19 protein-coding genes are annotated in these 19497 nt (G+C 63.5%); 13 read left to right on the forward strand and 6 right to left on the reverse strand.

Annotation, left to right across the window (positions count from 1 at the left end):
- Positions 1–31 precede the first annotated feature (31 nt).
- Positions 32–2533, forward strand: a complete 2502-nt coding sequence (gene glgP, locus HPY44_06610; GenBank protein NSW55668.1) for an alpha-glucan family phosphorylase — start codon at positions 32–34, stop codon at positions 2531–2533.
- Between the two features lie 197 nt (positions 2534–2730).
- Here the strand turns inward: glgP and HPY44_06615 are convergent, their stop codons facing one another.
- The 3 genes from HPY44_06615 to HPY44_06625 form a co-directional block, all read right to left on the reverse strand.
- Positions 2731–4779 carry a DUF4139 domain-containing protein gene (locus HPY44_06615; protein ID NSW55669.1) on the reverse strand — a complete coding sequence of 683 codons (2049 nt, stop codon included), beginning with the start codon at positions 4777–4779 and terminating at the stop codon, positions 2731–2733.
- Positions 4780–5142: 363 nt separating this feature from the next.
- Complete coding sequence (locus tag HPY44_06620) at positions 5143–5847, reverse strand: GNAT family N-acetyltransferase (GenBank protein NSW55670.1); 705 nt, start codon at positions 5845–5847, stop codon at positions 5143–5145.
- Positions 5844–7313, reverse strand: a complete 1470-nt coding sequence (locus tag HPY44_06625; protein NSW55671.1) for a PIG-L family deacetylase — start codon at positions 7311–7313, stop codon at positions 5844–5846. Before HPY44_06625 ends, HPY44_06620 begins: the two co-directional genes overlap by 4 nt.
- A 169-nt stretch (positions 7314–7482) precedes the next feature.
- Between HPY44_06625 and HPY44_06630 the strand changes: the two genes are divergently transcribed.
- A complete protein-coding gene (locus HPY44_06630) occupies positions 7483–9114 on the forward strand; it encodes a CocE/NonD family hydrolase (GenBank protein ID NSW55672.1) in 1632 nt (543 codons plus the stop codon).
- A 66-nt stretch (positions 9115–9180) separates the two neighbouring features.
- Here HPY44_06630 and HPY44_06635 read toward each other — a convergent pair whose 3' ends face one another.
- The 3 genes from HPY44_06635 to HPY44_06645 are packed head-to-tail and all read right to left on the reverse strand — an operon-like array spanning position 9181 to position 10516.
- Positions 9181–9645, reverse strand: coding sequence for a hypothetical protein (locus HPY44_06635; GenBank protein ID NSW55673.1), 465 nt, complete (start codon positions 9643–9645; stop codon positions 9181–9183).
- Positions 9646–9687: 42 nt separating this feature from the next.
- Positions 9688–10092 (reverse strand): helix-turn-helix domain-containing protein, encoded by a 405-nt coding sequence (locus HPY44_06640; GenBank protein NSW55674.1) that lies wholly within the window; start codon positions 10090–10092, stop codon positions 9688–9690.
- Between the two features lie 49 nt (positions 10093–10141).
- Positions 10142–10516 carry a type II toxin-antitoxin system RelE/ParE family toxin gene (locus tag HPY44_06645; protein NSW55675.1) on the reverse strand — a complete coding sequence of 125 codons (375 nt, stop codon included), beginning with the start codon at positions 10514–10516 and terminating at the stop codon, positions 10142–10144.
- Positions 10517–10957: 441 nt separating this feature from the next.
- Here HPY44_06645 and rpsB point away from each other — a divergent pair, with 441 nt between their 5' ends.
- The 11 genes from rpsB to HPY44_06700 all read left to right on the forward strand — a co-directional run bounded on the left by rpsB (position 10958) and on the right by HPY44_06700 (position 19496).
- Positions 10958–11806 (forward strand): 30S ribosomal protein S2, encoded by an 849-nt coding sequence (rpsB, locus tag HPY44_06650; protein ID NSW55676.1) that lies wholly within the window; start codon positions 10958–10960, stop codon positions 11804–11806.
- A gap of 87 nt (positions 11807–11893) precedes the next feature.
- Positions 11894–12493 carry a translation elongation factor Ts gene (tsf, locus tag HPY44_06655; GenBank protein ID NSW55677.1) on the forward strand — a complete coding sequence of 200 codons (600 nt, stop codon included), beginning with the start codon at positions 11894–11896 and terminating at the stop codon, positions 12491–12493.
- Positions 12494–13231: a UMP kinase gene (locus HPY44_06660; GenBank protein ID NSW55678.1), complete on the forward strand. Its 738-nt coding sequence runs from the start codon at positions 12494–12496 to the stop codon at positions 13229–13231.
- 164 nt (positions 13232–13395) lie between these two features.
- The gene (gene frr / locus HPY44_06665) at positions 13396–13950 is read left to right on the forward strand and encodes a ribosome recycling factor (protein NSW55679.1); all 555 of its coding nucleotides are present in this window, start codon (positions 13396–13398) and stop codon (positions 13948–13950) included.
- Positions 13947–14168 carry a hypothetical protein gene (locus tag HPY44_06670; GenBank protein ID NSW55680.1) on the forward strand — a complete coding sequence of 74 codons (222 nt, stop codon included), beginning with the start codon at positions 13947–13949 and terminating at the stop codon, positions 14166–14168. The genes frr and HPY44_06670 overlap by 4 nt, the downstream gene beginning before the upstream one ends.
- Entirely contained in the window at positions 14146–14592 is a 447-nt protein-coding gene (locus tag HPY44_06675) for a GIY-YIG nuclease family protein (GenBank protein NSW55681.1), read from the forward strand. The genes HPY44_06670 and HPY44_06675 overlap by 23 nt, the downstream gene beginning before the upstream one ends.
- Positions 14593–14677: 85 nt before the next feature.
- Positions 14678–15460 carry a di-trans,poly-cis-decaprenylcistransferase gene (gene uppS / locus HPY44_06680; protein ID NSW55682.1) on the forward strand — a complete coding sequence of 261 codons (783 nt, stop codon included), beginning with the start codon at positions 14678–14680 and terminating at the stop codon, positions 15458–15460.
- Between the two features lie 230 nt (positions 15461–15690).
- Positions 15691–16950 carry a competence/damage-inducible protein A gene (locus tag HPY44_06685; protein ID NSW55683.1) on the forward strand — a complete coding sequence of 420 codons (1260 nt, stop codon included), beginning with the start codon at positions 15691–15693 and terminating at the stop codon, positions 16948–16950.
- Complete coding sequence (thpR, locus tag HPY44_06690) at positions 16947–17528, forward strand: RNA 2',3'-cyclic phosphodiesterase (protein ID NSW55684.1); 582 nt, start codon at positions 16947–16949, stop codon at positions 17526–17528. Before HPY44_06685 ends, thpR begins: the two co-directional genes overlap by 4 nt.
- 80 nt (positions 17529–17608) lie before the next feature.
- Positions 17609–18724, forward strand: coding sequence for a recombinase RecA (recA, locus tag HPY44_06695; protein NSW55685.1), 1116 nt, complete (start codon positions 17609–17611; stop codon positions 18722–18724).
- A gap of 115 nt (positions 18725–18839) precedes the next feature.
- Positions 18840–19496: a regulatory protein RecX gene (locus HPY44_06700; protein ID NSW55686.1), complete on the forward strand. Its 657-nt coding sequence runs from the start codon at positions 18840–18842 to the stop codon at positions 19494–19496.
- Position 19497 lies beyond the last annotated feature (1 nt).

Below are 19497 nucleotides of genomic sequence, written 5' to 3' on the forward strand. Positions count from 1 at the left end.
GATCGTCCCCCGAATCCCCGAACGTCTTCGCATGATCCGTCCCATCGCCCATAACCTGTGGTGGTCATGGACCCCAGACGCTATCGAGCTTCTGCGCCGCGTGGACCTGGACCTGTGGGAGCAGTACGGCCACAATCCCGTGGCGATGTTCGGCGCGGTCAGCCAGGACCGGTGGCAAGAACTGGCCGATTCCGACAGTTTCTGCCAGCATCTCGATCGCGTCTGGGATGCTTTTACTGACTATCTGCAAGCCGAGACCTGGTTCGACCGCACCTACCCGGAATCCAAGGGCCGCCACATCGCCTATTTCAGCCTGGAATACGGCATCCATGAATCCTTGCCCATGTACGCCGGCGGGCTGGGGGTGCTTGCGGGGGACCATCTGAAGAGCGCCAGCGATATGGGCCTGCCCCTGTTTGGAATCGGGCTCCTGTACCAGGTTGGATACTTCCACCAGTACCTGAACCCCGATGGCTGGCAGCAGGAAGCCTATACCGAGAACGATTTCCACTCATTGCCGGTGGAGCCCGTGATCGGTGCCGATGACCGGCAGGTCCGCGTCCGCATCCCCACCGACGACCACGAAGTCGTGGCTCTCGTGTGGCGGGCCAATGTGGGCAGAATCGCCCTGTATCTCCTGGACACCAACACCGAGGAGAACCGACCCGAGGACCGGCGCATCACCCACCAGCTTTACGAGGCCAATAGCGAGGTGCGCATCCGGCAGGAGATCGTCCTGGGAGTAGGGGGCATCGAAGCTCTGAGGGTATTGGGCATCCACGCCGACGCATTCCACATGAACGAGGGGCACGCGGCCTTCCTGGCGCTGGAGCGAGTGCGTCGCGTCATGCTCGAAAACGGCCTGAACTTCGACGAGGCGGTGGAAGCTACCCGGGTGAGTAATGTTTTCACCACCCATACCCCGGTTCCTGCAGGGCATGACCGTTTCCCACCCGCGCTCATCGACAAGTACTTCCGTCACTATTACGCGCAGCTTGGGCTGACCCTGGACCAGTTCCTCGCTCTCGGCCGCGAGGACCCGCTGAACCCTCAAGAGGAGTTCTGCATGACCGTCCTGGCCCTCAAGCTCTCCACCTGGCGAAATGGCGTGAGCAAGCTCCACGGTCGCGTCTCGCGGGGCATGTTCCAGCGCCTGTGGCCTCAGCTGTCCATCGACGAAAGACCCATCGGCTCTGTCACCAACGGCATCCACACAGGCTCGTTCATCTCCAACGACATGGCAGCGCTGTTCGACAGGTATCTGGGCGCGGGCTGGCGTTCCGAGCCGGGCGACCAGTCAATCTGGGCTCGGGTGAAGAACATCCCCGAAGCCGAACTGTGGCGAACCCACGAGCGGCGACGCGAGCGCCTCGTGGCAGTCGCCCGGAAGCTCCACCGCGACCAGGTCCAGCGCCGAGGCGCCGGAGCTAGTGACATCGCGCGAGCCGAAGAGGTGTTGGATCCCGAGGCCCTCACCATCGGTTTCGGACGCAGGTTCGCCACCTACAAGCGCGCAACCCTCATTTTCCGTAACCCGGAACGCCTCAAGGCCATCCTCACGAGCCGAGACCGGCCAGTGCAGATCATCTTCGCGGGCAAGGCCCACCCCAATGACGGGCCGGGCAAGGAATTCATCCGCAGCGTGGTCCACTTCGAGCGCGACCCCGAACTGCGCCAACGTGTCCTATTCCTGGAGAACTACGACGTCGGCCTGGCGCGGTACATTGTGCAGGGCGTGGACGTGTGGCTCAATAACCCGCGCCGGCCCCTCGAGGCGAGCGGGACCAGCGGAATGAAGGTCGCGGCCAACGGGGGCATCAACCTGAGCATCCTCGACGGCTGGTGGGATGAGGCCTACACGCCCGAGGTCGGCTGGGCTATCGGCAGTGGAGAGGAATACCAGGACGAGAACTACCAGGACGATGTGGAATCCGAGGCCATCTATACCCTCCTGGAGCAGGAGATCGTGCCGCTTTTCTACGCGCGCGGCGCAGATGGCATCCCTCACGGCTGGGTGGCGAAGATGAAGCAGTCCATGGCGGCCATCTGCCCGGTGTTCAACTCCAACCGCATGGTTAGCGAGTATGTGGACCGGTTCTACCTGCCCGGCGTGCGCCGGGGCCGGGAGCTATCGGACACGAAATACGCCCGGGCGCGGGAACTCACCACATGGCTGCAGCGGGTGAAAGCCGGTTGGTCCCAGTTGCGGTTCGTGAAGATCTCCGACGACGCGGGAGAGGTCACGCGGTACGCCGACAGGATCGTGGTGAGCGCCGAGATCGCCCTGGGCAACCTCTCACCCGACGACATTCTCGTGCAACTGCAGTACGGGAACGTGGATTCATCGCAGGAGATCATAGAGCCGCGCAGTGGGCGCATGGAGTACGTGGGGCCCGGAGCAGGCGGGACTCACCGATTCATGGGCACCGTGGAGTGCGACGGGACAGGCCGCTGGGGTTACACTCTGAGGATCCTGCCCTCCCACCGGGACCTGGCGAATCCTTTCGACACGGGCTGCATTCTGTGGGCATAGGGCTGCATACGGCGCGGCCAACCGTTTTGCTGCTTGCGGTCACGGGCGAATCACACTGCGGGCTGGAGAGCCTGCTTGAGTGCATCCGCCGGACCATCATTTCACGATCCACCCCATCCACCGGTCTGTGCAAACCTGGGCGCCCGCGGGATTGATCCCGCGGGCGCCCGCTGTGTTCCGGCCGGTCACGGCCTGGGTTACTGGATATCCAGCCCCGCGAGATAGTCCTGCAGGGCCTTCTGCTTGGCGTCGATGTTCTCGCGCAAAGCCCGGGCTTCCTCGCGCAGCTTGTCGAACTCCGCCTCCTGGTTGGTGAACTTCTCCACGTACTGCCTGTACAGGGCGCTATTGCGATCGAGCTGCGCCATGTTCTGGCGGATGCGGTTCTGTTCCTGCTCGATCTCCTTGATGCGCGTGTTCTTCTCCTCGAGCTGGTTCTTGAGCCCGGCGATCTCGCTTTGCATCTCCATGACCTTGGCCAGCGTCGCCTTCATCTCATCGGACAGGTTCTCGGTGCGCAGGATGTATTCAATGCGATCCGGGCCCTGGTCGGCGATGACGATGATGTCAGGCCGCGGGCGCTCCTGCACGACAACGAGCTTCTCCGTTTTCCCGGGTTCGACCTCAACGCGGAACCGGTACGTCGCGCGGGTGGTCTCCTCGGGCTTCTCGGGCTGGACCAGCTTCCACTCGTCATCCTGCGGGTGCTCCACGAGCACGGTTCGGGCTTCTTTCGCCCGGTTGCGGATCGTGTAGGTCATTTCGCTGCGGCTCTTGCGGGTGATGGTCAGGACGCCACGCACCAGCTTGGCTGCGAGGAACTCCTCGGGCAGCGCCTTGGCCTCGGTGTCCACTTCCACCGACAGGTCCATGGCGTAGGTGAGCAGGCGCTTGTCGCCGGGGGCTATATCGTCGATCAGCGCGTCGCCGCCGTAGACGTTATCGGCGAACACCGTAATCGGCCCTGCCATGAGGTGCAGGTCCGAGGTGTTCTTTAGCTGGATTCCGTTCATCGGGTGCTTCTCATCATCGGCGCGGTTGAACACGGAGACCTTCTCGCCTTCAACCTTTGTGTTGATGATCGGGATCATCGCCGACCGCTGCCGGGGAATGGTCACCGGCTGCTGGATGGCGTACTGGAAGAGGGTGCCCACCTTCTCCCCCGCCGCCATGGAGGTTCCGCCGAACTGCCCCAGCGCCATGGACCTGTCGGCCATCATCCCGCCGGCCATACCCCCGCCGCCCATTCCCATCGCCATCGAGGGGGCAGCCATTGGGGCCGCGCCGGCTCTGCGGGCGAGCGGTGGCACTTCGGCCGGCGCCGCCGGGGCCATCTCGGCCATCATCTTTGCTTCCTCCTCCATCGCGCCCTCATACGTGCGCGGGCGGGCGGCGCGCTGGATGGACGGCTGCACTTCCGGCCGCTCGACATAGAGCGGTTCGTACAGGTCCTGGACGAAACTCACAGGCCGGCCGGAGACCATGGCGAGCCGCACATTGTTCCAGTCGTCGTCCGTGGTGTTCTCCACGATCGCCCAGCCCTGCAGGAACATGCCCTCAGCGTCGGACACAAGGCGGTAGCTGGTCTTCCAGACCGGTGTCTCCAGCAGGTAGCCGATGCGCACGTCGCGTCGGCCCTCGCCCTTGAAGTTGATGACCACTGGCCGCTTGTTCACATCGCGAGCCTGATCCATGGCCTCGAGAGCCCGGCGCAGGTCGCTGTCGATGTCCTTATCCAGAATCTCGATGCTGTCCACATGCCACAGCGGGATCTGCACCAGCCCGGTGGTGGTCATGAGGTTGAGCACATCGAACTCCAGGATCTTGTCGTCCACCGACTTCTGCTGCTTCTCGGACCCAAACACAATGCCTTCCTGGGTCCGGTCGGTGACGACCCTCGCCTTCGCGCCCCGCAGGCGGTCCCACAGTTCGGGCACGTTCGGATTGTCGGAGATGTCCACAGCGAAAGAGCTCAGGATCCGGTCCAGCGGGTCCTGGGGAGCGTAAGTGACGGGAGCGATGCTCCCTCCCCCGAAGTCCAGCAGGACCATGGACTTGAGGATGTCGTTGATCTGCGCGGTGCGGAACTGCAACTCGACAGTCTGGTCTCCTTCGATGGTCGCCTCACGTTCAAAGTAGCCCACGCCGCTTGAGAAGAGCACAACGCGGCTGATGGGCAAGTCCGCCGCAAACGTGACTGTGGCCAAAGCAAGGAGCAATACGACGGTCCATCTCGGCGCCATCATGGTAGTCAATCGCCTCCTGAATATGGTGCGGGTCCGAAAGACCGGCAAGACGCGTTGCGGAACGAACCGTGGCTTGAGTCAGACCGACTCTATTCTGTTCGCCCCGGACAGAGACCCTTCCTGCCAGGCACGTCAGTAGGACGGGCGCAGACACATAAGGGTTCCACCGGCGGCAACTCACCGCGCACCGCCTTTGCACTCTGATCCATCGCGGGCCGGAACCGCGGGGCCCATCAGTCTGTAGAAAGGCTTGGGTCTCCGTCTTTCGGCGGATTCAGTTACGTCAATAATCACCCGCGCGGTGTCCGCTATCCGTCCCTCGGGAGCCCCGACCAGGGCATGGGTCGGGGCTCCTCGCGCGACTCAATCGCTGGAGTCTGTCGAGGGTGGCCGGGCCTCTGAAGGGGCGTTATCGTCTGAATTGCCCCACTCCAGCACCATGACCTCCCATGGCCCCCTGGTATCGCGGACGACGCCCACCGTGCGGAATCCTACGCTCTCATACAAGGTCCGGGCGGGGACATTGTCCGGGCGCACCTCAAGGCGGACGCAGCAGACTCCGCACGCCCGCAAGTGGCCGAGACCTGCCTCCAGCAGCCGGCGGCCGATCCCCAGACCCTGGAACCTGGGGTGGACGGCGATGGAGAGAATGCGAGCTTCACAAGTTGCGCCCTTGACGCGGGTCGATGACAGGAAGTGCAGCTTGTCCAGGAGGACTTGCAGGCCCGTGCCTATGCCCAAGCCGTACCGACCACTCAGGCTGCCCCATACCAGTCTCGGGAGGTGTCCGCGGAGTAGGGCTGTGCGGATGATGCGGGTCGGGTGGCAGGGGGCGATCACGTATCCTGCCACGTCTTCCCCGCGGACCCCAATCAACAGGCTCTCTGGTTCGGCTTCAAGGCAGATACGCAGCAGGTCGCATACGGCTTCCGGCCTCATCCCGGGGGCCCGGAGCTGCTGGAGGGTGTCGGGGAATGCGGCGAGGTACGTCCGTGCCGCGGCCATGAGGTCTTCGGGGGCGGCCCGGCGGATCACCATCGGACTGGTAGACGCTTCCGAGACCTTCATCTTGCAGGATGCCCTGTGGCCGGAGCCGTGCTCCAGCGGAGAGTGACGACGGCAGTCTGGTCAATGAGACGCCCCATTCGAGTGGTCCAGGCGCGGCACAGCAGACTACCGCCGCGGTCCGACGGAGCGGGCCAGGGGGCCAGCAGGTACGACCTAGTGCCCGTGGCGAGTCTCGTCAGCTCGGCGGGGGCAACGGGCCGCAATGCGCCCGCCTCCAACGTAGTCCCCTCGGCCTTCGCGCCGCTCCAAGTGTAGAGAGCGAGTCTGCGGTCCGCGGGTTCGCACCCGGCGACGTGGACGCTGAGGTGATAGAGCGTTCTCGGGTCCGCCTTCTCGCGCGTTGACACCTCTACCAGCATGCGTTTGCCGACGCGCGTGATAGCAACTGTGACGATGTCGGCGCGGGGATGAGAGGCGGACGAAGCGAATTCGCGCGCCGGGTCCTGAATGACCGTTCTGGCAGCAAGTTCGGCGCTGGTCGGCCAACTGACCGCAGACAAGACCCCGAATAACTCGTTCACCCGGGCGAAGGAGGCAAGCAGCTGATCGTAGTTGCCTCCCTGGCTCTTGTACGAAGCCGTGGCCGCGTGCTTGTTCAGGGTCTCGGACATGGTCAGGGGGAGCGCTCTCCATTCCGTGGCGCCGGTAGCGAGAACAGCAGGGGGCGCAAGGCGCAGCCACGGCCGGTAGCGACGGGGGGCCGGCCAGCCGGGCCAGTGGATCAGGTAGGTGTAGACCCGGCAGCCATCCACGAACTTCCGGTCGCGCAGCCCCAACTCCTCGAGGGCCAGTCGCACGAAGCAGTATGTGGGCCAATGATCCACATGCATGTCATCGGGGTGGATCGTTATGACCACATCCGGCCTCTCGCGCGTCAAGATGGCTTTGATGTCCTCGAGAAGCGACTGCCCGCAGTAGATGGCTTTCGGGGTGAAGGAGTTCGCGTAGGGGGAACGACTGGTTGCCGTGCGTTGGGAGCGCACCGGGTTCCACGGAACCCAATGGGATGGGAGCCACATTCGATCCAAGTAGTTGTTCGGGTATCCCAGGAAAGTCACGGCGTCCTTCGGCAGGCCCAGAGACCCCAGCGCCGCCAGGGTCTCGCGTTGCCGGGAATACCCGAGGCGCACAAACTCCGCGGGGCGCAGGGGCAAGGTCTTCTCCGCCAGGAGGACGGAAAGCTCCGGGTATTCGCCGTTGGTTATCAGGACGACCCTCACGTGCGCCCCCGCCTTCACGGCTTTCTGAATGTACCCGGCGCACCCGAGCACTTCGTCGTCCTCGTGGGGGGCGAAGATAACCACGCGCTCCCCCATGCGCGGCGGGTCCAGGTCCCGCATTTCCAGGACCTCGCTGAGGTTGAGCCGGTAGAGAGAGTGTGAAAGCGCGAGCCGTCTGCCTGTCTCCCCAACAAGGAAGAGCACCAGCAGAATCACCAGGGCCCGACGCCAACGGCGACGGTGCATGTGAGCCTCCGCATGGATAGTGGTGAATGATGTGCAGAACCCGACCGGCTTTTCTATGGTTCCCGCGAGGGTCCGCGAATGCATCCGGGCAGGTCCTTCGAACTCCTGGGGCGAAAGGCTCATGAGTCCTGAAGCTCTTGGCCCTCGATGGCACTCTGGGAGGCCGAACATGCAATTCGCAGGCCGAGCGCTCACACTAACCGGGGTTATCATCTTGCTTACCGTCAGCTGCAATGCGCAGAAGCCGGTTCGGCCGGGCGTGAACAAGTTCATGATCCCCATGCGCGACGGCGTGAAACTCGCGACCCTCGCGGAATTGCCCGAGGGTGAGGGCCCCTGGCCGGTGCTCTTGAGCCGGACGCCCTACAACAAGGAGACCTCCCTCGAACGCGGCGCCTTCACCCGCTTCGGTGTGGTGCGGGTGGTCCAAGACATGCGAGGACGCTTCGAATCCGAAGGCACGGACAGCGTTTTTCTCACCGACGGCTGGGGCGATCTGCAGGACGGCTACGATACCATCCAGTGGATCGCGGCCCAGCCCTGGTGCAATGGAAAGATCGGGATGACCGGGGGTTCGGCGCTGGGGATCACCCAGTACCTCGCGGCAGGGGCCGGTCCGCAAGCTCTGGTCTGCTGCCATGTGGCCGTGGGCACACCCAGCCTGTACCACCACGCCGCTTTCCCGGGAGGAGCTTTCGGCAAGGCGCTGGTGGAGGACTGGACTCGCGACAACAACTTCTCCGAGCACGCAATCAGGACCGCTCTCGAGAACCCTGTGTACAATGACGTCTGGCGCTGCGTGGATCTGCTGGCCCGTGCCGGTCAGGTGACGGTGCCGATGATGCACATGGGGGGCTGGTATGACGTATTCGCCCAGGGGACGCTGGACGCATTCGAAGCCCTCCAGCACAAAGGCGGCGTGGGCGCGCGGGGGCAGCAGCGCCTGATCATCGGCCCCTGGACCCACGGGATGCAGCCCACCGGGGAACTCAACTTCCCGGCCAGTGCCTACGAGAACCCCGCGAGCCAACTCAGCGCGCCCTGGCTGGCCTATCACCTCTTGGGCCTGGAATCGCCCATCCTCACCGAGCAGTTGCCCGTCCACTACTATGTCATGGGAGCCTGTGGCGAACCCGGTGCTCCCGGGAACGAATGGCGCAATGTGGCCGACTGGCCCGAACCTGCCACGCCGGTGCCGGTGTACTTCCACGAGTCCGGTCGCCTGGCACTGGAGGCACCCGAAGCTGATTCGGCCGGCCGAGTGTTCCGCTACGACCCGGCCAATCCTGTGCCCACCTGTGGCGGATGCAATCTCACCATCCCCGCGGGACCCATGGACCAGCGCCCTGTGGAGACCCGTCCCGATGTCCTGCTGTTCACCAGCGACCCGCTGCCCGAGCCGGTGGAAGTTACCGGCCGTCTGAAAGCGAAGCTCTTCGTGTCCTCGGACTGCCCCGACACCGACTTCACGGTGAAGCTCACCGACGTCTACCCGGATGGACGCTCGATGCTCGTGGCCGACGGCATCCTGCGCATGCGCTTCCGGGAGGGCTTCGACAGGGAGGTCTTCATGAAGCCGGGGCAGGTGTACGAGGCCGAGGTGGACCTTTGGAGCACCAGCCTGATCTTCAATAAAGGCCACCGCGTGCGGGTCGCGGTAAGCAGCAGCAACGCGCCGCGATTCGACCCCAATCCCAACACAGGCGCGGGTTTCCGGGCTAACGATGACACCCGCATCGCAAAGAACACGCTGCACGTGAGCAAGACCCATCCCTCGCACATCATCCTGCCGGTGAGGTGAGGGGCATGAATCAGAAGAGGCCACCCATATGGGCAGCCTCTTCTCTGCTTGTCTGGTTCTCAGCCTCTATTCGTCGAGGTCTTCGCCATCTTCTTCAGCCGCCTGTGCTGCGAGTATCTCGGCGAAGTTCAGCGCGGGGATGATGAAGGGACCCTCCACGCATCCCCCGGTGGCTGAGGCGACGATGCCCCGTGCAAGGCCGTGAAGGATCGCTGGACCGTTGAGTCCGAAGTAGCGTGCCTTCTCATCCTCATCAAGCGTGCTGTCCGCGATGAAGATCCCCCAGAGGACGATCTTGACCTGCCTGAAGCGGCACCGGCCCGTCTGCGGAGTGCAGTTGACAAGCAGACGGATGGCGGCCTCTTCCCCGGCGTCCTCCTTCGAATAGAAGGCAACCTTGGCTTCCACGTTGTAGGTCTCGCTGTGCTCCTCGGCTTCGCCGGCCTCGGCTGCCTCCAGCCAGTCTTCATCGAACTCGACTACCAAAGTCTCCAGGCGGTACTTGAGCAACTGCAGCCTGGCGAGGCTCATACTCACATTCTCCCTTGGGCTTCGTGATACGCTATCCCTCTGTCAGGCCGCGCAACCGATGGATTCGCGCGACACTCCTTCTCTCCCGCTGAGTTCACGCACTGACCAGCGGAGGCTTGCCTGCTCAGCGGCCCGCCCGACATCCTGCCAGGTCATCCCGCGCGAAGAAGCTTTGTCCACCAGTTCCACCTTCACGTCCAGACCCACGGCCTGTGCGAAGCGCACGATGGTCTCGACGCGAGTGTTCAGTGGCGTGTTCAGGAAACGCGTCACGTACGCCCGGGAGACGCCCATCTTCCGCGCCAACTCCGCCCGGCTGATCCCTCGTGCCTCCATCTCCCCGCAGAGCACATCTGTCACGTCGTCGAGGATGCCATAGGTGATGAATTCCGGATCGTTCTGGTACTTGGCAATCTGTTCGGCCAACCATTCCGCGTTCTTGGTCATGTTCGTCCCGCGCCCTTTCAGTGTTTACTCCCTGTGTCTCGACTGTATACTACCTGCTATCGAAGTACTCGCCCCGTAACCGCTTGGCCTTCTCAATCTCTCCCGGCGGCGTCTTCTGCTGTCGCTTGTAGAACCCGTGCGTCATCACGATGGTCCAGCGTTCCTCGCCGTAGAAGTAGGCGATGCGGTGCTTGTCTATCTTGACTTCGAACAGACCCGGCCCCAGATCCCCGTTTTTCTGGGGGTTCTTCGACGGCCCGCGGGCGGCGAGTCCTACGAGGGCCTTGATGCACTTCTTCCTGTCGGGCTCGGAGATGCTGTCCAAGTACTCCTCGACCAGAGACAGCACAACACCCGGCCTCGCGAGCAGCCGTATCTCCCATTTCGCTCCTGGACCAGCCGGGAAGACGCGGTACTCGATCAAAGCCGTGCGGGCACCCCCCTGCTTCGTGGGCATAGCGATGATGTGTTAACTGATAGATTAACAAACTCGGAGCGGGATGTCAACCACTGTGTTAACAATCCCCTGTAACATCGTGGCTACGGCCTGTCACTCCCCGCTCATCATTGACCCAGGCCCCCCGCTTGTGTTATTGTATCCGCGCGGTCCTGTATGGGCCGCGCTTTGCTGTGACGCGCAGTTATACGACGAAATCATCCCCGGCAGCCGCATCCGGCGAGGGCAACATCTGGGAGCGGGGTCGAGGATGGTTTTTGCTGTGCGTCTGTCCTGAGCGTTCTCCAAAACTCGCTGAGGAAACGTTGCCAGGCGCTTTGCAGCCGATTTCTCGGCCTCGCGCGGCAATGTGCGGTCCGATGTAGTCCACGCCCTCGCCCATGCGGACCGTGTATGGAGGTGGCCGTCTTGGCTCTCGTCACAATGAAGGAACTGCTGGAGGCAGGGGTGCACTTCGGGCACCAGACCAGGCGCTGGAACCCGAAGATGAAGCGGTATATCTACCATGAGCGCAATGGGATCTACATCATCGACCTGCACCAGACCCTCCGGCTGCTCGAGGATGCTTACCATTTCGTCCGGCAGACCGCCGCAGAAGGCAAGCAGATTCTGTTCGTGGGCACCAAACGCCAGGCGCAGGAATCCATCAAGACCCAGGCTGAGCGCTGCGGGATGCCCTACGTCAACCGGCGCTGGCTGGGCGGCATGCTCACCAATATCCGCACCATGCGCGACCGCATCAAGTACCTGGAGAACCTCGAAGCCGCGCAGGCAAGCGGCGAGTGGACTCGTCTCACGAAGAAAGAGGGGCTCACTCTTGAGCGCGAACTCGAGAAACTCCAGGCCAACCTTGGCGGGTACCGTAATGCCAAGGAAGTTCCGGGCGCGGTTTTCATCGTGGACCTGAAGCGCGAGCATCTCGCGGCTGCCGAAGCAAACAAGCTCGGCGTGCCCGTTGTCTCTATTCTCGACACCAACTGCGATCCGGACCTGGTGGACTGGGTCATCCCGGGCAATGACGACGCGATCCGGGCGATCCGCCTGATCACCGGCAAGATGGCGGACGCAGTGCTGGAGGGCAAGGCGGAGCGCGAATCAAGGATGGCCGAAGAGGCGGCGCGTCTCGAGACCGTGGCCGCCGACGCTGAACTGCCCGAGGACGAAAGCCTCGAGGGACCGGTCTGGAGCGGCGCTGTTGAGGACCAGTTCATCGAGAACGCCTTCGACGACATCTACGTGGACGATAGCGAAGACTAACCTGTACGCAATCCGCTGACCAGGCAGGGCCGGCAGGCGTATTGCACCAGCCGGCCCTGGTTCTCACTTCCCCAGGAGGTCTGGAAGATGGCCGTATCCGCACAGGACGTCAAGAAACTCCGCGAGATCACAGGCGCGGGGATGCTCGACTGCAAGAAGGCCCTGGAAGAGGCCAACGGTGACTTTGAAGAGGCCATCGCCACGCTGCGCAAGAAGGGGATCGCCGTCGCTGCCAAGCGCGAGGGCAAGACCGCTTCCGAGGGCACCATCGCTTCCTACATCCACGCCGGCGACCAGATCGGCGTGCTGGTTGAGGTCAACTGCGAGACCGATTTTGTGGCCCGCACCGACGACTTGAAGAACTTCGCCAAGGAACTATGTATGCAGGTTGCCGCGCAGCAGCCGCGGTGGATCGCACCCGAGGACGTGCCGGAAAGCGCCCTGGAGAAGGAGCGGGAGATTCTCAGGGAGCAGGCCTTGTCCGAGGGCAAGCCTGAAAGCATCGTGGACAAGATGGTCGAAGGCCGCATGCGCAAGTTCTACGAGACCTACTGCCTGCTCAAACAGCCCTATATCCGCGATGACAGCAAGACCATTGAGGACCTCCTCAATGACGTGGTCGCGAAGACCGGCGAGAAGATCGTGATCCGCCGCTTCACTCGATACCAGGTTGGGGCGGAGGGCTAAATGCACGACCCACAGCGCGGGCCGTGGACCAGAGTCATCCTCAAGCTCAGCGGAGAGTCCCTCAAAGGGCCCGAGGAGCACGGGATTCACCAACCCACGCTGCAGGGCATCGCTGCCGCCGTCGCTGAAGCGGCCCGCACCGGCGTTGAGATCGGTCTTATCATTGGCGGCGGGAACCTTTGGCGAGGCGCCGAGATGGCCGAAGTCGGCATGGATCGCGCAACCGCCGACTACGCCGGAATGCTCGCAACGGCCATCAATTCCATCGCGCTCCAGGATGCCCTGGAGCGCGATGGTGTCGACACCCGAATGCAGTCGGCCATCGAGATGCGCGAAGTGGCCGAGCCTTTCATCCGCCGCCGTGCTATTCGGCACCTGGAGAAAGGCCGGGTGGTCATCTTCGCCTGCGGCACCGGAAACCCGTTCTTCACCACCGACACCGCCGCCGTCTTGCGCGCCACCGAGATTGGCGCACAGGTGATCCTCAAGGCCACCAATGTGGACGGCGTCTTCGACAAGGACCCCCGCAAGAACCCCGACGCCGTGATGTTCGACACCATCACTCACCATGAAGCCCTCACCCGCGGGTTGCGTGTGATGGACACCACGGCATTTGCGCTGGCCATGGAAAACGGCCTGCCTATTGTGGTGTTCAATATTACCGACCCGACCAATATCGCCCGGGCATGTATGGGCAGACCCGTGGGCACCCTTGTTCACACCCCCCCGAAGGAATAAACCTGACGGCGTCGAATAGGTCTTACGCGTCATAGCGCCCTGCCCCGGTCCGAACGCGCTGCCATCGCTGCGCACATCCGGGCCGGCAGGGACGCTCCCTTGAGGACGCGCGAATTGGGTTGACCGCGCATGTCTGCATGCCACCGCACGAAGGAGGCCCCGCAATGGACAAAGTCATCGACGATGCGGAAAAGAGGATGCACAAGGTCAAGGAGAAGCTGGAGCACGACTACTCTACCGTGCGCACCGGACGGGCATCTCCTGCGCTTCTGGAACGCGTCAAGGTGAGCTACTACGGCAGCGAAATGCCAATCAACCAACTGGCCACCATCGGAATCCCTGAGGCCCGGATGATTGTCATCACCCCGTGGGATAAGGGCGCCCTCAAGGCTATCGAGAAAGCAATCATTGCCTCTGACCTGAGCCTGACGCCCAGCAGCGACGGTGTGGTCATTCGCCTGGAAATCCCGCCTCTCACCGAAGAGCGCCGCAAGGAGCTCAAGAAGCTTGTGGGGCAGATGGCCGAGGACGCGCGCATTTCCGTTCGCAATATCCGGCGAGACGCCAATTCCAGTATCGACAAGATGGAAAAGAACCACACGATCTCTGAAGACGACGCCGAGCGCGGCAAGAAGGAAGTCCAGGAACTCACCGACAAGGCCATCGCGGAGATAGACAAGATTGCGGAGGCCAAGGCCGCGGAGGTCATGGAGACTTGAGTGATCGGCCGCCGGATGTGACCGCCTGTGAGCTTCCCCTGGCCCTGGAACGGCTAACCCGCGGCGGTTGGACGGTAGCTCAGGTTATCGAGACCGGGCCACCTTCAGCGGGTCCCGGTCAAGGAGTGGCCCGGGTGGTCCGCCAGCGACTGACGGACGGCGGGTCGCTGCAACTTGTGGTGGCCTACCCGCAATATGGCCAGCCAAAAGACCGCTGAACTTCCCGGCCGGGGCGTCTACGTGGTGCAGGTGATGCTCGATACGCCACGGAACATCGCGGTGGGCAGCCTTGGCTGCTTGGCCTTCTCGCGCGGCTCGTATCTCTATGTCGGCAGCGCGCAAGGCAATCTCCCGGCGCGGGTCGCAAGGCATGCACGGTCCGACAAGGCCCTGCGATGGCACATCGACTATCTGACCGCATCCGGACGTGTGCCGCTTGCGTGGGCTTGGGACAAGCCGGCGGAGTATGAGTGCCTGATCGCGGGGTGCCTCGGGCAGCGTTTCCCGGTGGTGACCGGCTTCGGCGCCTCGGACTGTGCCTGCGCCGGACACCTGTTCCGCGCTGCGGCAGGCCCGGCGCTTCGTTGGATCATAGAATGTCTTGAGCCCCCGTGCGCACGGGTGCGCATTTTGGAACCATGAAGTTGGTGACCCTGGGGTCATACGCGTGGGCCGAGCCTCCCGGTCGGCAAGCCCAAGTCGACCGGGACGGTCGACCTCCGCACCTATGACCCCGATTCAGGTGAGACCCTTGACCGACACAACCAGGTGGTATGCAGAACTGGAAGGTCTGCAGATCCCCGAGCATGTAGCCATTGTAATGGATGGCAATGGCCGCTGGGCTCAGCAGCGCGGTCTGCCCAGAATCCAGGGGCACGTCGAGGGCAGCAAGGCCACCAAGCGCGTGGTTCTGGCATGCGACGAGATCGGCATCCGGTTCGTCTCTGTATATGCCTTCAGTGTGGAGAACTGGCGGCGGCCCTCCCAGGAAGTCGAGGGCCTGATGAAGCTCATCGAGCATGCCCTGCGCTCGGAGATTGACGAACTGCATGAGCGTAATTGCCGCTTCATGGCCTCCGGACGCCTCCACGAACTTCCCGAAAGCCTCCAGCGAGCGGTGCGCGAGGGCACGGAAATGACCGCCGGCAACACGGGGTTGACCCTGAACATGCTGGTCAATTACGGGGGCCGGGCCGAGATCGTGGATGCTGCCCGCAGTCTCGCGCGCAGGGCGATAGAGGGGTCGCTGACCCCGGAGGACATCGACGAGGCCTGCATCTCGCAGGCGATGTACGCACCCCACGTGCCCGACCCGGACCTGGTTCTGCGCCCGGGCGGAGAGTTCCGGCTGAGCAACTTCTTGCTCTGGCAAGTGGCCTACAGTGAGGTCGTTGTCCTGCCTACGCTGTGGCCCGATGTTCAGCGCGAGCATCTCGTGGAGGCGATCAAGGAGTTCAATCGCCGCGAGCGCAGGTTCGGCGGGCTGGTATTCAACGGCGGGGTGGATTGAGGCGCCGGGCGCCGGCCGCACACGGGGCAGGCACGCACCGCGCAAGGCCGATGGTATGGTGCCGATTTCCGCATCATTGACGCTCCGGGGGCGCGGGCATATAATAGCAACCTAGGTGTATCGGCCATTTAGTCCGACTTCCTGCTGAGACTGGCTTTGGGACACAGTACGAGCCTACGCTTGTCGCGGCTTGAGACGGTCGGGTTTGAGCGGAAGGCAGAATCGCAGCCTTGAGGGCGGAAACTATCTCGGTTGGCACCGAGATCCTGCTGGGCGAGATCACGGATACGAACGCGACGTATATCTCGCAACATCTCGCGGGAATCGGTGTAGATCTCTACTTCAGGCATACCGTTGGCGATAACATGGAGCGGCTCGTCGGGGTCTTGCGGACCGCGATGAGGCGCAGCGATGTGCTGATTCTTTGCGGGGGACTCGGCCCCACAGCCGACGACATCACCCGCGAAGCCATCGCCGAAGTCACCGGACGGCCGCTGCAGCGCGACGCAGCGGCTGTCGAGCATCTCAAGGAGTTCTTCCTGGCCCGAGGCAGAGTGGCCACGGAGAGCAATTTCAAGCAGTGCGAAGCCCCTGCAGGGGGCGAGTTGCTTGAAAACACCTGCGGCACCGCGCCTGGCATCTTCCTCGACCATGAAGGCTGCTGGTTTTTCGCCGTCCCCGGTCCGCCTCCCGAAATGCGTGAGATGATGCGGCTTTCAGTGCTGCCCCGCCTGGCCGAACGTGTCCGGGCCGAGGGTGGCGGCCTGCTGTACCGCCGGGTTCTGCGGCTTGCGGACATCGGTGAGTCCAATGTGGCCACGGAAATCGCGGACATCATCGAGACCCAGACCGACCCGACCATCGCGCTCTACGCGTCTCCGGGCGAAGTCAAGGTGCGTCTGGCAACCAAATCCCTGGACCAAGCTGAGGCCGTTGCGAGACTGGATGCCCTTGAAGCGCGGATAAGGGAGCGCCTGGGCAAGTACGTTTTCGCCATCGACGACCAGGGGATGGAGGCCGGCGTGGGGGAGCTTCTGCGACAGCGCGGCCTCACACTGGCAACCGCGGAAAGCTGCACCGGCGGGCTCATCGCAAACCGCATCACTGACGTACCGGGGGCATCAGACTACTTCCTGGCCGGCATCGTTGCGTACGCAAACCAGGCGAAGATGGACATCCTCGGGGTGCCGGAGGCGATCCTCGCCCAACACGGCGCGGTGAGCCAGGAGTGCGCGGAAGCCATGGCCCGGGGAGTGCGGCGCGTTGCGGGAAGTGACTACGGCATCGCAACGACCGGCGTCGCGGGTCCCGGTGGGGGCACCGAGGAAAAACCCGTGGGGCTGGTGTACATTGCGCTGGACGGGCCCAAGGGGACTGTATGCGACCGGCAACTGTGGCCCGGAACACGGGACCAGTTCAAGCAGCGGGTGTCCCAGCTGGCCCTGAACATGTTGCGCAAGCAGATTATCGCCGACGGGGAAGGCACATGAGCGAGGGCAGCGAGGACCTGCGCCTCTTCTTCGCGGTCCCGTTAGCCGAGGACCTGCGCGAGGCGGTCTGCCGGGTGCAGGAGACCCTGCGGCGCTGCGGCACGTCGGTCAAGTGGGTCGAGCCCGAGAACCTGCATTTCACCTTGAAGTTCCTGGGCAATCTGCCGGATAGTGCCCTCGCCGAGCTGGAACGGGTTGCAGAGGAAGTCGCCGCGCGGCATGCACCCTTTGAGATCAGGATTCGCGGCTGCGGCGCCTTTCCCAGGCCTGCCGAGGCACGAGCGGTCTGGCTCGCCGCCGCTGAGGGAGCCCAGGAATTGACGGCGCTGGCCGAGGACCTGGAGAAGTCCCTCGCCCAGGCCGGGCTGGCGGCACCCGAGCGCAGGCCCTTCAAGGCTCACGCCACCATTGGCCGCAACAGGACGCCGCAGCACAGCAAAGGCCTCGCGGCGGGGATCAAGCAGGCGGCGGCCACGGACCTCGGGACCATGGCGGTAGGCGAGTTCGCGCTGTTCAGCAGTGTGCTCACCCCGGCGGGGCCGATTTACACAGTGCAAAAGTCGTTCCGGCTGGGGTAGGGGCCGGGCAGGCGGCCACGGCCAGGACTGCCTGTCCCAGGAAGGGCAGACGTCCGCAGACCGGCATATCCTGCCGGGAAATGGCATCACAAATCATCGGGGGGCCGAAAGAAATCATGGCTGCAGGCAAGAAGACGCCGGAAGACAAGGCAAAGGCGCTGGACCAGGCGTTGTCCCAGATCCAGAAGCAGTATGGCGAGGGCGCGGTCATGCGTCTTGGCCAGGAGCCCACCAATCTCGCAGTCGAGGTCATCCCCACGGGGTCGCTGGCCCTGGACATCGCCCTGGGCGTAGGTGGGCTTCCGCGGGGCCGCATTGTGGAGATCTACGGCCAGGAGGGTTCGGGGAAGACCACCCTGACCATGCACCTGCTGGCGGCCTGTCAACAGATCGGTGGCACGGCGGCCTTCATCGACGCCGAGCATGCTTTCAGCCGAGACTACGCCGCACAACTGGGCATGGATCTGGACAACCTGCTGGTCTCTCAGCCCGATACCGGCGAGCAGGCGCTCGAGATCTGCGATGCGCTCATCCACAGCGGAGCGGTGGACGCCATCGTCGTGGATTCCGTGGCGGCTCTCGTGCCGGCGGCCGAACTCGAGGGTGACATGGGCGACTCCCATGTGGGTCTGCAAGCCCGGCTCATGAGCCAGGCTTTGCGCAAGCTCGCGGGGTCCGCTTCGAATGCCGGCACGGTGGTTGTGTTCATCAACCAGATCCGTGAGAAGATCGGCGTGATGTTCGGCAACCCGGAGACGACTCCCGGCGGCAGGGCGCTGAAGTTCTGGGCCTCTGTGCGGCTGGAGTTGCGCCGCTCGGAATCCCTGAAGCGCGGCACCGACATCATCGGTAACCGCGTGTCTGCGAAGGTCGTAAAGAACAAGGTTGCCCCGCCTTTCCGCAAGTGCGAGTTCGACATCATCTACGGGCAGGGCATCTCCCGTTTCGGCAGCATCCTCGACGAGGCCGTGAACCTCGATCTCGTCGAGAAGTCGGGAAGCTGGTTCAACTACGGCGAGGAGCGGCTGGGACAGGGCAGGGAAAACGCGGTGGAATTCCTGGCTGCCACGCCGGACATCGCCAATGAACTTGAGATGAAAATACGCCAGGCGCACAACCTGCCGATTCCCGCCTACCTCTCCTCCGGGGAAACTCACGAAACCGCGGGAGGAACCCTGGACATCGAGGCCGACTAGAGGCTGCGGGCATCAATCCGTTGCGAGGCAAGTTGCGGGATCTGCCCGTTGCCTGGCATACAGGCCCCGCACAGGCAGTCGGCAGGCACCAGCGCCATCAAGGAGGGAGTGATCCGTGAGCGCGCCGGGAACGGTGACGTCTATCCGGCCGCATCCCAAGCGCCCCAATCACTACACGGTAACCATCGAGGGCCAGGATGAACTGGTCTTGCATGAGGACGTGATCGTCGCTGTCGGGCTGACCGCGGGCAAGCAGTTGATGCAGGACACCTTGGACCGCATTGCACACGAGAACGAGCTGTTGCGGGCACGCAATGCGGCGCTGAGACTGCTCAAGGTCCGGGGCAGGAGCCAGCGGGAGCTTGAGCGCTCCCTGGCCCGCAGAGGGTTCAGCCCCGAAGTCGTGTCCGCGACATTGGCGAAGCTTGAAAACCTGGGTTTCGTGGATGACGCGTCTTTCGCCCGTGATCGCACGCGGAGTCTCCTGCGGCGTCACATTGGACGGCAGGGTTTGCTTTACAGGCTCCGTGAGAGCGGAGTGAGCGAAGAGGTGGCGAGGGGTGCGGTGGCGGAGGCACTGGAAGGTGTGGACGACGTGCAACGCGCAACGGAAGCACTCACAAAGCGCTTGAGACGGTGGGAGGACTTGCCCGTGGAAAAGCGCCGGGCCCGTGCCTACCAGCACCTGTATCGGCTCGGTTTCGACCCGGACACCATCTCGAGCGCCCTCAAACGGGCCCTGGCCGATGACTCGGAAAGGGAGGACCTCTGAG

The organism is Armatimonadota bacterium, from assembly GCA_013314775.1.
Lineage (GTDB): Bacteria > Armatimonadota > Zipacnadia > Zipacnadales > JABUFB01 > JABUFB01.

What these genes read in the sequence shown, in the direction of transcription:
- glgP (NSW55668.1), top strand. Translation starts at nt 32, where the DNA reads ATGATCCGTCCCATCGCCCATAACCTGTGGTGGTCATGGACCCCAGAC.
- HPY44_06615 (NSW55669.1), bottom strand. Translation starts at nt 4,779, where the DNA reads ATGATGGCGCCGAGATGGACCGTCGTATTGCTCCTTGCTTTGGCCACA.
- HPY44_06620 (NSW55670.1), bottom strand. Translation starts at nt 5,847, where the DNA reads ATGAAGGTCTCGGAAGCGTCTACCAGTCCGATGGTGATCCGCCGGGCC.
- HPY44_06625 (NSW55671.1), bottom strand. Translation starts at nt 7,313, where the DNA reads ATGCACCGTCGCCGTTGGCGTCGGGCCCTGGTGATTCTGCTGGTGCTC.
- HPY44_06630 (NSW55672.1), top strand. Translation starts at nt 7,483, where the DNA reads ATGCAATTCGCAGGCCGAGCGCTCACACTAACCGGGGTTATCATCTTG.
- HPY44_06635 (NSW55673.1), bottom strand. Translation starts at nt 9,645, where the DNA reads ATGAGCCTCGCCAGGCTGCAGTTGCTCAAGTACCGCCTGGAGACTTTG.
- HPY44_06640 (NSW55674.1), bottom strand. Translation starts at nt 10,092, where the DNA reads ATGACCAAGAACGCGGAATGGTTGGCCGAACAGATTGCCAAGTACCAG.
- tsf (NSW55677.1), top strand. Translation starts at nt 11,894, where the DNA reads ATGGCCGTATCCGCACAGGACGTCAAGAAACTCCGCGAGATCACAGGC.
- HPY44_06660 (NSW55678.1), top strand. Translation starts at nt 12,494, where the DNA reads ATGCACGACCCACAGCGCGGGCCGTGGACCAGAGTCATCCTCAAGCTC.
- frr (NSW55679.1), top strand. Translation starts at nt 13,396, where the DNA reads ATGGACAAAGTCATCGACGATGCGGAAAAGAGGATGCACAAGGTCAAG.
- HPY44_06675 (NSW55681.1), top strand. Translation starts at nt 14,146, where the DNA reads ATGGCCAGCCAAAAGACCGCTGAACTTCCCGGCCGGGGCGTCTACGTG.
- uppS (NSW55682.1), top strand. Translation starts at nt 14,678, where the DNA reads ATGACCCCGATTCAGGTGAGACCCTTGACCGACACAACCAGGTGGTAT.
- thpR (NSW55684.1), top strand. Translation starts at nt 16,947, where the DNA reads ATGAGCGAGGGCAGCGAGGACCTGCGCCTCTTCTTCGCGGTCCCGTTA.
- recA (NSW55685.1), top strand. Translation starts at nt 17,609, where the DNA reads ATGGCATCACAAATCATCGGGGGGCCGAAAGAAATCATGGCTGCAGGC.